The organism is Photobacterium sp. WH24, assembly GCF_019204055.1.
Lineage (GTDB): Bacteria > Pseudomonadota > Gammaproteobacteria > Enterobacterales > Vibrionaceae > Photobacterium > Photobacterium arenosum.
Genome location: NZ_JAGSOZ010000011.1, coordinates 92,936 through 105,408 on the forward strand (window position 1 = coordinate 92,936; position 12,473 = coordinate 105,408).

Consider the following 12,473-nt stretch of genomic DNA (forward strand, 5'->3'; position numbering starts at 1 on the left):
TTATTTTGTAGAGGCAGCGGCGGGTGCAAGTTCAGACTTAAACGCTGCCTTCTGCGCGCGTTTTTCACTTTGCGCCTTCAGCCACAAACCAGATGTTTTCATCGCATAACCAAACACTACTCCGAGCATCAGCGAAGGGATAACCAGTTGCCAGTTACCCGCGGCAGCAAATGTCGCACAACAGCCGATAAATGTCCCCGGAATAAAACTCAGCCACTCGCGCTTTGCCTGTACACACATCAGAAATGAAACAATGCCGGTTGCAATATAGCCGAACAGCTCCATTCCTATCCATGTTGAGCCGTGAATGATCAGCATTGCCCAGGCGACACCACTCAAATTGGTCGCCATACTGATGCCCATGCCCTTTAAGCCATCCTGAGGTGCCGCAAAATAGGTGGTACACCCCAGAAATCCGCCCCAGCTCAACAATCCAAGTGAAACAGCTACCCAGCCCCACAGACCAGATAACAAACCGGTTGTTATTGCTATAGCGATTAATGCTGACATGTTAAGACCTCTGAAAACGCTAACGTGATATCTTCGATGCAATGAAGGAAGAAGTCTAATCACTCTGCTCGTTCAATAAATTGACGTAAATCACACATCAAATGAAATAAATGAAACACAATGTTTTATACAGTGAACAATGACACAGTAATCAGCTAACTGACGCCAGATTCAATCAGAAAAATGCGGTTTTGACTCTGATCAGCTTGTGATAACTTAATGCTTTCTAAAATCTATGTTTCTTCTGAGATGCAGTCAAAACGGAGTGCCACCATGGGGCCTTTAATGCTAGATGTGTCAGGTTTCGAACTTGATGCCGAAGAGCGTGAAATTCTTCAACACCCCACAGTAGGCGGAGTCATTTTTTTCGCCCGCAACTACCACGACAGAGAGCAACTGTTTGCTCTGACACAATCCATTCGTCAGGCAGCAAAACGTCCTTTGATCATTGCGGTGGATCAGGAAGGCGGACGAGTCCAACGCTTTCGTGAGGGTTTTACTTTACTGCCTCCTGCCCGGGCATTTGCAGCGGCCGACAATGGTGCCAACCTTGCCCGTCAGGGGGGCTGGTTGATGGCCGCGGAATTACTGGCTATGGATATCGATCTCAGCCTGGCACCTGTATTGGATATCGGCTTTGACTGTAAAGCCATTGGAGACCGTGCGTTTTCAGATCAGCCCGAACAAATCATTCAATTTGCCAGTGAGTTTATACGCGGTATGAAAGAGACGGGAATGGCGGCAACAGGTAAACATTTCCCCGGACACGGTGGCGTTATCGCAGATTCGCATCATGAAACCCCTGTTGATCAGCGCAATGATATTGCCGTTCGTGATATGTCGGTATTCAAAGCATTAATCGAGGAACAATTACTTGATGCCATGATGCCAGCCCATGTGATTTATCCTTCCTACGACGATAAACCCGCCAGCGGCTCTGAATACTGGTTAAAGAAGGTGCTTCGGCAACAGCTTAATTTTAAAGGGGTTGTCTTTTCAGATGATCTGAACATGAAAGGTGCTGATGTACTGGGCTCCTACGGCGATCGTGCTGTTGCTTCTCTGCAAGCCGGCTGCGATATGGTGATGTTATGTAACAACCGCAGCGGAGCAATCGAGGCACTTGAAGCATTGCCGCAAACGCAGGCTCCCGTGCTTAATAGCTTACTCAAAAAGCCATTTGCACAGTATGCAGAAATGGTGAGAACGGCTGAATGGAAACAGCGCTCTGAAGCCATTCGCCGACTGCAACAACAATGGCAGGAAAAAACGCACTAGTGCATTTTTTAACTGTTTGGTATCCCATTCCGCTTACCTGAACACAAACGCCCGGAAGACCGGGCGTTGTTATCGCGACAGGACATGCCGCTGAGTTAAAACTTGTGTTCAACCCCGACAGTCAGGCCATAAAGGCTGTTATCTTCGTAAATCGTCCCTGAGACATCTTTTCCGTCTTTGACCATTTTGTACTGAGCAGCCCCAAACAACGAGGTGTTGCCAAAGGAATACTTTCCTCCTACCTGCACACCCTTCGCACCGTTTCCTGGCGCCAGAGGATTCAGATTACCCTCACCGGCTCCTTCGGCATAATTCAGTTCGATGCCACCACCAAAGGATGGCGTAAACTGGCGAGCCAGTCCCAGCGCATAAGTGACACTGTCGCGATCAAAGGTAACGACTTCTCCGCGCACCTGGGTTTTTATCACATGCTCGCTCCATCTGCGCCAGTGAGCAGAAAAAGTCAGTAATGTATTCTCGGCAACCCCCGTCTGGAAATCAAAATCTATGGTTTCTGGTAGTTCAATTTCCGCCTGGCTTGATACTGAGCTTGCCTTCCCCCCTGTTTTATTCACAATTAAGGCACCGGATTCGGTCGTATCAAACGAGTGCTTAACCGCAGACTGATACGCTACAGTAGCGCGTAACGCGATTTTAGGGATGTGGTAAGACGCACCCACTGTATAACCGAAACCTATGTCATCACCCAGATCCAAATCTAAACCACCAAAACCACCATTCATGTTGGTGTTAAACTTCGCATTAATTTCAGTTTGATTGATGGTAGGGCCAGCGAAAGCTGAAAATGAAGGGGTAGTTTGGTACTTGCCCGTTAAGGCTACGGTCCGGGTTTTTACATTAGCGCTAGAGCCTTGCCAAAAACCGCTCGTGTGCTGAGTATCAATATTATTTGAAAGATAATACTGCGCATTTCCTGAAAAGTTATCAGTAAAAAAGTAATTTACTGCACCCTGGACATAGTGAGTATCGTTGAAGATATCACCAGTGCTACCAAAGGTAGGGTGGTTACCCTGAATGTCATAGTTAAAATAGGAATACGACGCCGCCACCTTATCATCGGGGCTGTACAAATTACTGTAGCTATAGCGTCCAAACTCATAGGCCGCACCATGAGAATAAAAGCTCGTTGCTGACAAAATTGCGACGAGTAATGATTGATACTTCAGCTTCATTGTTCGAATACCTCTACATGTGAACCCGTCTCACCACTGTGTGATAACAAGGGTTTTCCCCCCTATTGCAAACCCGCTTGAACTGCTCTTAAGACAGTCATCAGCAAAAACGGTTAGCAACAACCCCTGCTATCTATTTCCGGTGAGACGAGACATCCGTTGTCGTTTCATCTTCGAAGTTCTCAACAACATTGTTAACACTTCGTTATTATTTTGTTTCGAAACGAGGTTATCTGAATCAAAGCTGAACGTCCACACAAAATAGGTCATACGTCCGATTATTTTAAATAAGTACTGATTGATCACAAAATCATCTCAACGAGATGTGACTATGATTCAAACAATTCAGATTGATGAAGCCAGTAACAATGCGGAGTTCAGCGAAGAAGCCGCTGTGTTGTCACACACAGCGGCTGTTATAGGTCAAGCTACGAAAAAGAAGAAGGTAAAGGAAATGAAAAAAATCAGTTCAAAAGTTAGAGTTATTCAGTAGCAATAAGTGTCGACAATAATCGTTTTAGGGTTTTAGAAACAATTTCCTGATTGAAGTTTTGATCACCACTGACCAAAGCAAACTCAAACTCCCTGAAGGTAAAAATGACCAGATTGGCATCAATTTCCGGATACGGACTGCCTATCAGTTCAGCCGTCTTTTTGATCAGGCTCAGCACTTGTAATTTATACTCACTGACTCGCTTGACCAGCATCTCAGACTGCCCGAGAGCAAACAGGAAATGGCAGCGAATTGTCAGCTGCTTTCTGCGCGTTTCGTCCGTCAGCTCCGTCGAAATGTACTGTGTTAACAATTCGGTTAGCTGCAGAACACATGACTCACGATCCCCGGAAGCTCCCTTTATCAGGTATTCCCTGAGTATCGTGTCCACCTGTTCCTGAATCCATTCAATCTGTTTCACTTCTCGCTGGGCAAACTCTTCAAATGCGCTCAGAATCAAATGATCCATGCTTTCAAAGTAATAACTGGTAAGTGATAACCGAACCTGAGCAGCATTGGCAATATTCCGGTGTGACAAACTGTTTAAGCCTGTAGTCGCAATCAAATCCAATGTTGCTTCAATGATTTTTTGTCGGGTAAGCTCTCCCTTTGTTGTTTTTCGAGAACTAGCTGCCATCTCGACTTATCCTTGATGTTTATGAAAAGTAAAAGTTTGCATTCATGGCAATAATATCGAAAACACTTCATTACATAAACTCCAGTGTTTCACTTTTGGTCTGCATGCCCACACTTACCAGCCCAGAGCTTCTCACTGACAAACATTTGCAACCAGACAGATGAATTTTCGTACAGTTAATTGCCTGCTTTAATGCCTTATAATGTGTAAAAAAAATCCCCGAGCAGTGCTCAGGGATTGATGTGTAAGTAGGCGTGCTTAAGCCGCCATGCGCGAGTGAATCTTTGTGCTAACTTACAGTGATTTACTGGAGTAGTTAATGTTCTTGCAGGTTTTCTTTTCTTTTAATACAACCACAATCCCGCCAACAATAAACGCCATTACCAGTAGTGTCTCGAACATAACTTTCCCCAAATTCAGATAATCACTGCAGTCTTAAACGACCAGCCAAGAAAAAATAAACAGAGCAGCTAAAATCTACATAAAAGTAGTTTTTCCGTCTCCGGTTTGGCGGTTATCAGTTCAGGCAGCATATCCGAAAGGGACTCAGTATCAATAGCATACTGAGAAAAAGGTTCAAATCCGGCTTTCCAACTGAAAGTTTGCTATAACATCCCGGCGACTAGTTTTTAGCCACGCGTATTCTGCGCTTTATTTGCACAAATTTCCAGCAAAATTTGCCTTACGATTCTTTGAACTTGATATAAGTTTAACTAATAAAAAATGCGGCCCGCACGGGCCGCATTTCATTCAGCTCTCTGCCTGACGCATTACAGCCAGCGTTTTTGACCGGTAAATGTGACAGACAGCCATGTATCACCCAGCTCGCCTTTCAATTTATCCCACAATAATTGACGAATCTTATCCTGACGTTTTGTAGTCCAGTATTTATCGTCTTTTACAAGGATGTTGATTTCCAGATCGTACTGACGACCTGTTTTAGCGAAATGGTGAGTATAGTCATCGAAGTTGTACTGTTTAGACAGATCTTCAATCACACTATCCACCCGGTTCTGCACCTGGTCATGAGGAGCGACCAATAGCACCTCACGCAAGTTACGGCGTAATACCTTAATCGGCAGAACCGACGCAGCAATCGCCATTGCAGACACCAGAATGGGATCGACATAAGCATTCCAATGCGAATAGCCTATTTTGTCGAACACCATTACCAGCATGAAACCAACTAAAATTGCAGCACTCAAGATGCCATCGACCAACCATTCCTGAGAGTCGACCCGAACAAGTTCCGAGTCTACCTTACGGGCAATGTGAGTTTCCGTGAAATAGATGCCAAAACAGCTGATGGTAGACAACACTGCGTATACCATTGCATGCTCCAGCACAACTTCATGGCCACCGTTGACAATGGTTTGCACACCACTAGCGAATGCAAACAGACAGGTTACCAAGATGAGCAAGCCATTGACGACATTGATCAAAGGTTCGATGTGGGCGTAACCAAACTGAAAGTGGTTATCGTCCGGTCTTGAGACCAGGTAGGCGGTATACAGACTCAGGCCTGTCATACCCATACTCAGAAAAGAGAACATACCGTCGAGCAGAATCGCACTAGATCCCACATACAGCCCATAACCTATACCCATAGTGGCAAGCAGGACCGTACCGGCAAGAGACATTTTCAGTGCCAGACGTTCCTTACTAATTTTACGGCTGATAGCCATAAATTCCTCCTCATTTTTCCCAAAGTGTTGATATTAGTATCAGCTTTAAACTGTTGACCTATAGCCAGTTAACCATTGAAGCATGACGATTTAATGAACCTGCGAAACTCGCTTTGGTGGCCGGCACTCAGTCGAGTGTATCTTCAAGCCATTGCAAAAACGCAGGTTTTCGTAATGCGGTGTTCAAGGTCGCCTGTTGGCGCCCTTTTCTGAAAACCAGAACAGTCGGAACACCTCTTACTCTGTAGCGCTTTGCCAGATCCGGATGCTGATTAACATTCACCCTGACAAAACGGTATTGCTTTTTCTGTTTAGCAACTTGCTCAACCACTGGCTTAAAAGCCTGACAGGGAGCACAATTATTACCCCAAAACGTCACTATCACAGGTTTGGGACTTTGAATCAGCATAGCAAAGTTCTTACTGTCTGCCTCAACCGGGCTGCCATCCAATACGGCTTTAGAACAATGTACACAAGAAACGGTATTGGATAATGACGTGGTCTGCAGAGACACTGCCTTGTGACAATGCGGACAGCTCACAGTAAAACTTGGCATGTTTTCCCTATTTCCCCAGCCTGTTCTTTGTTATTCAGACAGGCCGTCTGATACAAATTTTCGCCAGTATACCACAACTTATAAAAAACCAGGATAACGGCAAGTCCCAGCCCCGTTAACTTAACTCGATATCACAGAGTGGGACAAGTCGCTGCTTCTGCCGTCAAATTCAAAAATCAGTGCGCTGTAACTGGAGCCGTTCAATATCACTAAAAAATGAGATGATCTTGGCTCGGCTGACACTGTACATGAACTCTGAACCATCACACATTTCAGAATCGGCTATTTTTATCTGGGGCGATTTCAGCTGCATGAACTCGCAGGCAGCCTGCTCTTCACACGCAAGATCCCTCTCATCGTTCAGCGTTTTCCAATAGTCGGCAAAATGATTCAACGCTGTATCCAACTGCTGATAATTCTCCGAACTCAACTCTGGGCGAAGAACTTTCAATTCCTTTTTGCGCTCAGTCAGAAATATGTTGAAGTTCTCAGCATAGCTGTCTATTGCTGAATGGCTGTAACATGCCTGCTGCACATATCTCTCTTGCTGGGCATAGACATTATCGCTGCCACGTTGAGAAGAGCAGGCAGATGCAGTAAAGCAGGCAATAAAGACAATAAAATACAACTTCATTTTACACACTTCCCGTTCCTGAATCCGGGCAGCGTCAGCAGAATGCTGCCCTTCAATATATAGAAAAGTATGCGTGAAATACCTTTTTCAACACGTGCAAAGACCGCGATTTCTTAGCACTGAGACACCTTGTTATCTATTGAGAAAACTGGACTGAGAAACTTAGGACTCAACCTGTGTGACAAGCTGAACACTGTTTCCCAGTTGAATATCTCCGTCAGACAACACACGGCAGCATACTCCGCCACGCCATTCCGACCTGAGTGCCTGAGTCATTCCCTGAAATTGCTCATCCATACGGGGGCAGGGATCGGTTTCTCTTGTAATCTGAAGCTGCAAGCTGCCAATCGCGATGATGTCGCCGACATTGCGCTCAGAAAAACGTACCCCTTCCACCAGCAGATTGGCTCGACGAATGGTCCAGGGCAATGTCTCCCCCACTTCATCACAGGCATCTTGCCAGGAATCAAGGGACAATACTGTCACCTGTCGCTTACCGGGTTTACCACGAAAGTCATCTTCTACACCGCTTTCACAGGTTACATTGACTTGATTTAATTCTTCCATAACAGCACGTGACGCTTTGCGTCTGGCAATTCCAATCAACTTCATCCAAACATCTCCCTAACACTCATCAAAATACAGCATTTAACACTGGTAAATCACCTGCTGTACCGAATTCTTTACTAAGTTAGCAATGTGCTACCAGCGCATTTTTTAACACTTTGATTACAATTAGAAGTGTTCGCCACTCCATGTATGTAAAGCACCTACTATACCCAAAAATGCCAGGTTGAAGCGAAACTAATTGCAACACCAAGGATGAAGGGGATAGCCAGGGTTAGCAATACACAATTAACAATAGTGACTTTTCTGCCCTAATGGTTTCGGGCAGTGACAGAAGGAGCTTGATATGAATGTTCAAGCCACAAGCATGCACCGCTACTTGAATTATCAGGGGCAGTTACTCTCGCCTCTGCCAGCATGGGCGGATATCCAAACGCTGCAAGGCTTTTACCGTGACATGGTGCTAACCAGAGTTTATGACAACAAAGCTGTCGCGCTTCAGCGTACAGGTAAACTTGGGACCTACCCATCCCATTTAGGATCCGAGGCCATAGGTATTGCTGTTGGTCGCGCCCTCAGGCAAGACGATGTCTTTGTGCCTTACTACCGCGACATGCCTGCAATGTGGGCGCGCGGAATAGCAATGGAAAAAAATCTCCAATACTGGGGCGGTGACGAGCGAGGCAGCGATTTTGCGTTTAACGATCAGCCCTGTCGTGATCTTCCTTTTTGTGTGCCGATTGCCACGCAATGTACGCATGCCGTTGGCGTTGCAGCTGCACTGAAAATCCAGGGAGGCCATCATGCTGCGCTCGTCACCTGTGGTGATGGCGCAACCTCTAAAGGTGATTTCTTGGAATCCATCAATTGCGCGGGCGCCTGGAACATCCCGTTAGTTTTTGTCATTAACAATAACCAGTGGGCGATCTCTGTGCCCCGCAAGTTGCAGTGCGGCGCCGAATTTTTGTCCGATAAAGCCAAAGGCGCAGGCATGCCCGGCATAACCGTCGACGGTAATGACATCATTGCCATGTATGACATCATTATGAAAAGTCTGGACCGAGCGCGAAAAGGCAAAGGTGCCACCTTAATTGAAGCCGTCAGTTATCGCTTAGGTGATCACACAACTGCTGATGATGCCAGCCGTTACCGGAGTGAAGATGAACTGCAGCAAGCCTGGCAGTATGAACCAGTAAAACGCCTGAAAGCGTTTCTCATGTCGCAAAGCGCCTGGTCTGAAGACGATGAAAAACACTGGCTGGCTCACTGCCGTAAAGTCGTGGAAGAAGCAGTAGAGCGCTATCTTGCCATTGCTCCTCAGCCCCCAGAGGCAGCTTTCGATTATCTGTATGAACAACCAACTGATGACATGCATCCCCAGCGGGATGCCATTATCAATAAAGCAATGCGCATGCAGGGAGGCCGCCATGGCTGAGATTACCATGCTGGAAGCTGTCAACCTCGCTCTGCATCACGAAATGGCCAGAGATCCTAATGTGGTCATATTGGGTGAAGATGTGGGTGATAACGGCGGTGTATTTCGTGCCACTGTTGGCCTGAAGCAAGAATTCGGTTTGAAGCGTGTGATAGACACACCGTTAGCTGAATCTCTGATTGGCGGTGTCACCATAGGAATGGCAAGCCAGGGGCTTCGCCCGGTCGCTGAATTTCAATTTCAGGGTTTTGTCTTCCCTGCACTTGAACATCTGATCTGTCATGCGGCTCGCTGGCGTAACCGCACCCGGGGGCGACTCACCTGCCCTGCCGTTTTCCGCGCTCCCTTCGGAGGGGGAATTCATGCCCCGGAGCACCACTCCGAAAGTGTTGAAGCGATCTTTGCCCATACTCCGGGTTTGAAAGTGGTTATCCCTTCATCGCCGAAACGTGCCTATGGCCTGTTGCTCGCGGCTATCCGCAGCAATGACCCTGTTATGTTCTTCGAACCCAAACGCATCTACCGGACGGTGAAATCTGATGTCATCGACAACGGTGAAGCCCTTCCGCTGGATACCTGCTTCACACTGCGAAAAGGACGAGATTTGACATTAGTTACCTGGGGAGCCTGCGTTGTCGAAAGCCTGGACGCTGTGAACGAATTATCCAAAATGGGCATTGAAGCAGAAGTCATTGATCTGGCCTCAATAAAACCCATCGACATCAACACCATTATTGCCTCGCTGGAAAAAACCGGCCGATTACTGGTGGTACATGAAGCCAGTAAAACCTGCGGTGTCGGTGCCGAATTACTGGCGCAAGTCTCTGAGAAAGCAATGTGCCTGTTAAAAGCGCCACCAATTCGGGTAACAGGTATGGATACTGTCATGCCTTATTACCGCAATGAAGAGTATTTCATGATTAATAAAGACGACATTGTCATTGCGGCCAAACAACTTGTGGAGGGGTGGAAATGAAGACGTTTTCCTTGCCGGATCTGGGTGAAGGACTCGCCGAATCTGAAATTATTGAATGGCATGTCAGTGTCGGTGATACCGTGGAAGTCGACCAGGTCGTGCTAACCGTTGAAACTGCAAAAGCCACTGTTGAAGTGCCTGCGCCATACAGTGGCACCATTGTAAGCCGTCGCGGAAGTGAAGGTGATGTCATCTCTATCGGCAGTCTGCTGCTGGAGATCGACGAAACAAATTCTACCGATACCGATGTCAAAGAAGCCAGCCAATCGGAAAAAAAACAACGTGCCGATGCAGCCACAGTGGTAGGCAACGTCTCCCACCATGCACAGAGCGTCAGCGTTGATGAGTTCTGGGTTGGTAGTCAGGTAAAACCATCCTCTGAGCATATCAGCGCCTTACCTGCCGCCCGGCTGTTGGCTCAGAAACTGGGGGTTAACCTTAAGCAGATCAACGGAAGCGGACCCAATGGCGTCATTGTCGAAGCCGATGTCTACCGGGCCTGCGATCAGCAACTGCCGGGCACTGAAGTGCTAAAAGGTGCTCGCCGCACTATGGTCGGCAGCATGACAGAAGCCCATCAGCAGGTCGCCGCTGTTACCATCACAGAAGAAGCACTGTTGGACAAATGGCCGAAAGACGAAGACATCACCACCCGTATTATTCAGGCCATTGTCTCTGCCTGTGAACAGGAATCGGCTTTGAATGCCTGGTTTGATGCCGAAACCATGACGCGCTGCGTACACCATAAAGTCAACATCGGTATCGCGGTAGACAGTCCGCATGGTCTGTATGTTCCGGTACTCAGGGATGCGGGCAGTCTGAATCCCAAAGCCATCCGACGCTGGATAAACGAAACAGCAGAAGGTATCAGGGCCAGAAAAATTGGCCGGGAAGAATTTCAGCATGCCACTATCACACTGTCTAACTTCGGTGCGATTGCGGGCATTTATGCAACGCCGGTAGTCACTCCGCCACAGGTGGCCATAGTGGGAGCTGGCCGGCTCATTGATAAACTCGTGATGAAAGATAACAAACCGCTTTCTGTAAAAGCCATGCCATTGTCAGTGACCTTTGATCACAGGGCCTGTACAGGGGGCGAAGCCGCTCGGTTTGTGAGAGCCCTTGTTCAACACCTGTCAAAACCGCATGGTTAACGCATAAAAAACAGGCCAGTGCAAAGCTGGCCTGTTTTTCTTCGGTTATTCGTCATCTGCTGACGGCTCTGCCGGTTTTCTCTTCTTCGGCATAAAGACATTATCCCCGACAGCCATGTTGTCGTAGAAGCGTTTATCCAGCTTCTTCTTCGGTTTAGACGCCGTTTTGGCTTTATCCTGTTGAGGTTTCGCCTTGGTATTTTTCTTCGGTTGATAGGTTTTCTTAGGTGCAGGTTTCAGCCCTTTAAACTTGCCTTCCAGCCCTTCCAGAGCGGTGAAACTGATTTGTTTCTGCAGGAAAACTTCCACATTCTTAAAGCTTTTCCAGTCTTTCGGCCCCACCAGCGACACTGCGTCACCTTTGTTACCGGCCCGGCCAGTTCGTCCGATACGGTGAACATATTCTTCAGCGTGCTTGGGCATGTCAAAGTTAATAACGTGTGAGACTTTACTGATATCCAAACCACGCGATGCAATATCCGTCGTCACCAGAATCTTGTGAACATTACGCTCAAACTGGCTCATGATGTTATTACGTTGCGTTTGATTCAGATTACCACTCAGGGCCACCGCTTTGAGTTTGCGTTCATTGAGCAATTCAGTCAGGCGGTTCGTGTCTTCTCGTGTCGCGGTAAAAATAATGACCTGGTCATAATTTTCCTGCTCCAGCAAGCGATCCAAAATAGCCTGCTTATGATCCAGGTGATCGCACAAGATAAAACGTTGCTCAATATCACCATGATCCTGTGCCGCATGACCAACAGCAATACGCTTAGGTTCATTCAGCATTTCAGATGCGATATCAATGACTTCCGGATCATCTAGCGTGGCGGAAAACATCAGGGTCTGACGGCGTCTGTGATCAGCGGCCTGGTGAATTTTACGCAACTCCGGCGCAAACCCCAGATCCAGCATGCGATCCGCTTCATCCATGATCAGCATTTCCAGACCGTTCAGATGCGTGCTGCGGTGCTCCAGATGGTCCGCTAAGCGGCCAGGTGTTGCCACCACAAACATTGGGTCATTGCGCAGCGCTTTTACCTGATCATTAAAGTTTTCACCACCTACGATCAGCGTGCTGTCATAAGGTGTACCGGCATTCAGGGTGCGTAGCTGTGCATAAACCTGCTTTGCCAGCTCACGGGTCGGTGTCAGAATGACCACTCGCGGGTCACGTTTGGTAAAAGGTTTACCGCGGTACATGCGCTGCATGGCCGGCAGCAAAAATGCCAGAGTTTTACCGGAACCGGTTTTCGAGGAAGCCAGCAAATCTTTTCCAGCAATAGCAACAGGAATGGCTTGCTGCTGGATTTCTGTCGCCTGCGAGAAGGCCATATGATTCAATTTTTTCAACA

The 12,473-nt window shown here is 47.4% G+C and carries 13 protein-coding genes; 5 read left to right on the forward strand and 8 right to left on the reverse strand.

Features of this window, described 5'->3' with window-relative positions; translation table 11 throughout:
- The gene (locus KCG43_RS14395; RefSeq protein WP_218385771.1) at positions 1-510 is read right to left on the reverse strand and encodes a DUF1097 domain-containing protein; all 510 of its coding nucleotides are present in this window, start codon (positions 508-510) and stop codon (positions 1-3) included.
- Between the two features lie 273 nt (positions 511-783).
- On the opposite strand from KCG43_RS14395, the gene nagZ reads away from it, so the two are divergent.
- Positions 784-1,788, forward strand: a complete 1,005-nt coding sequence (gene nagZ / locus KCG43_RS14400) for a beta-N-acetylhexosaminidase (RefSeq protein ID WP_218385772.1) — start codon at positions 784-786, stop codon at positions 1,786-1,788.
- A 95-nt stretch (positions 1,789-1,883) separates the two neighbouring features.
- On the opposite strand, the gene KCG43_RS14405 is transcribed toward nagZ, so the two are convergent.
- Positions 1,884-2,981, reverse strand: a complete 1,098-nt coding sequence (locus KCG43_RS14405) for an outer membrane protein transport protein (protein ID WP_218385773.1) — start codon at positions 2,979-2,981, stop codon at positions 1,884-1,886.
- Positions 2,982-3,312: 331 nt separating this feature from the next.
- Here KCG43_RS14405 and KCG43_RS14410 point away from each other — a divergent pair, with 331 nt between their 5' ends.
- Positions 3,313-3,474 carry a hypothetical protein gene (locus KCG43_RS14410; RefSeq protein ID WP_192013694.1) on the forward strand — a complete coding sequence of 54 codons (162 nt, stop codon included), beginning with the start codon at positions 3,313-3,315 and terminating at the stop codon, positions 3,472-3,474.
- Here the strand turns inward: KCG43_RS14410 and KCG43_RS14415 are convergent.
- The 5 genes from KCG43_RS14415 to KCG43_RS14435 form a co-directional block, all read right to left on the reverse strand.
- Positions 3,464-4,111 carry a TetR/AcrR family transcriptional regulator gene (locus KCG43_RS14415; protein ID WP_192013692.1) on the reverse strand — a complete coding sequence of 216 codons (648 nt, stop codon included), beginning with the start codon at positions 4,109-4,111 and terminating at the stop codon, positions 3,464-3,466. The two genes, KCG43_RS14410 and KCG43_RS14415, sit on opposite strands and share 11 nt — an antisense overlap.
- Positions 4,112-4,881: 770 nt before the next feature.
- Positions 4,882-5,796 (reverse strand): cation diffusion facilitator family transporter, encoded by a 915-nt coding sequence (locus KCG43_RS14420; RefSeq protein ID WP_192013690.1) that lies wholly within the window; start codon positions 5,794-5,796, stop codon positions 4,882-4,884.
- Positions 5,797-5,923: 127 nt separating this feature from the next.
- Positions 5,924-6,352, reverse strand: coding sequence for a thioredoxin TrxC (trxC, locus tag KCG43_RS14425; protein WP_192013688.1), 429 nt, complete (start codon positions 6,350-6,352; stop codon positions 5,924-5,926).
- Positions 6,353-6,521: 169 nt separating this feature from the next.
- Positions 6,522-6,986 carry a hypothetical protein gene (locus tag KCG43_RS14430; RefSeq protein WP_218385774.1) on the reverse strand — a complete coding sequence of 155 codons (465 nt, stop codon included), beginning with the start codon at positions 6,984-6,986 and terminating at the stop codon, positions 6,522-6,524.
- A 162-nt stretch (positions 6,987-7,148) separates the two neighbouring features.
- On the reverse strand, positions 7,149-7,598 hold the full coding sequence (locus KCG43_RS14435) for an MOSC domain-containing protein (RefSeq protein WP_192013685.1): 450 nt from the start codon (positions 7,596-7,598) through the stop codon (positions 7,149-7,151).
- A gap of 301 nt (positions 7,599-7,899) precedes the next feature.
- Between KCG43_RS14435 and pdhA the strand changes: the two genes are divergently transcribed.
- The 3 genes from pdhA to KCG43_RS14450 are packed head-to-tail and all read left to right on the forward strand — an operon-like array spanning position 7,900 to position 11,118.
- Positions 7,900-8,988: a pyruvate dehydrogenase (acetyl-transferring) E1 component subunit alpha gene (pdhA, locus tag KCG43_RS14440; RefSeq protein ID WP_218385775.1), complete on the forward strand. Its 1,089-nt coding sequence runs from the start codon at positions 7,900-7,902 to the stop codon at positions 8,986-8,988.
- On the forward strand, positions 8,981-9,964 hold the full coding sequence (locus KCG43_RS14445) for an alpha-ketoacid dehydrogenase subunit beta (RefSeq protein WP_192013681.1): 984 nt from the start codon (positions 8,981-8,983) through the stop codon (positions 9,962-9,964). Before pdhA ends, KCG43_RS14445 begins: the two co-directional genes overlap by 8 nt.
- Positions 9,961-11,118, forward strand: coding sequence for a dihydrolipoamide acetyltransferase family protein (locus KCG43_RS14450; protein WP_218385776.1), 1,158 nt, complete (start codon positions 9,961-9,963; stop codon positions 11,116-11,118). The genes KCG43_RS14445 and KCG43_RS14450 overlap by 4 nt, the downstream gene beginning before the upstream one ends.
- Positions 11,119-11,163: 45 nt before the next feature.
- Here KCG43_RS14450 and KCG43_RS14455 read toward each other — a convergent pair whose 3' ends face one another.
- Complete coding sequence (locus tag KCG43_RS14455; protein ID WP_192014519.1) at positions 11,164-12,453, reverse strand: DEAD/DEAH box helicase; 1,290 nt, start codon at positions 12,451-12,453, stop codon at positions 11,164-11,166.
- Positions 12,454-12,473 lie beyond the last annotated feature (20 nt).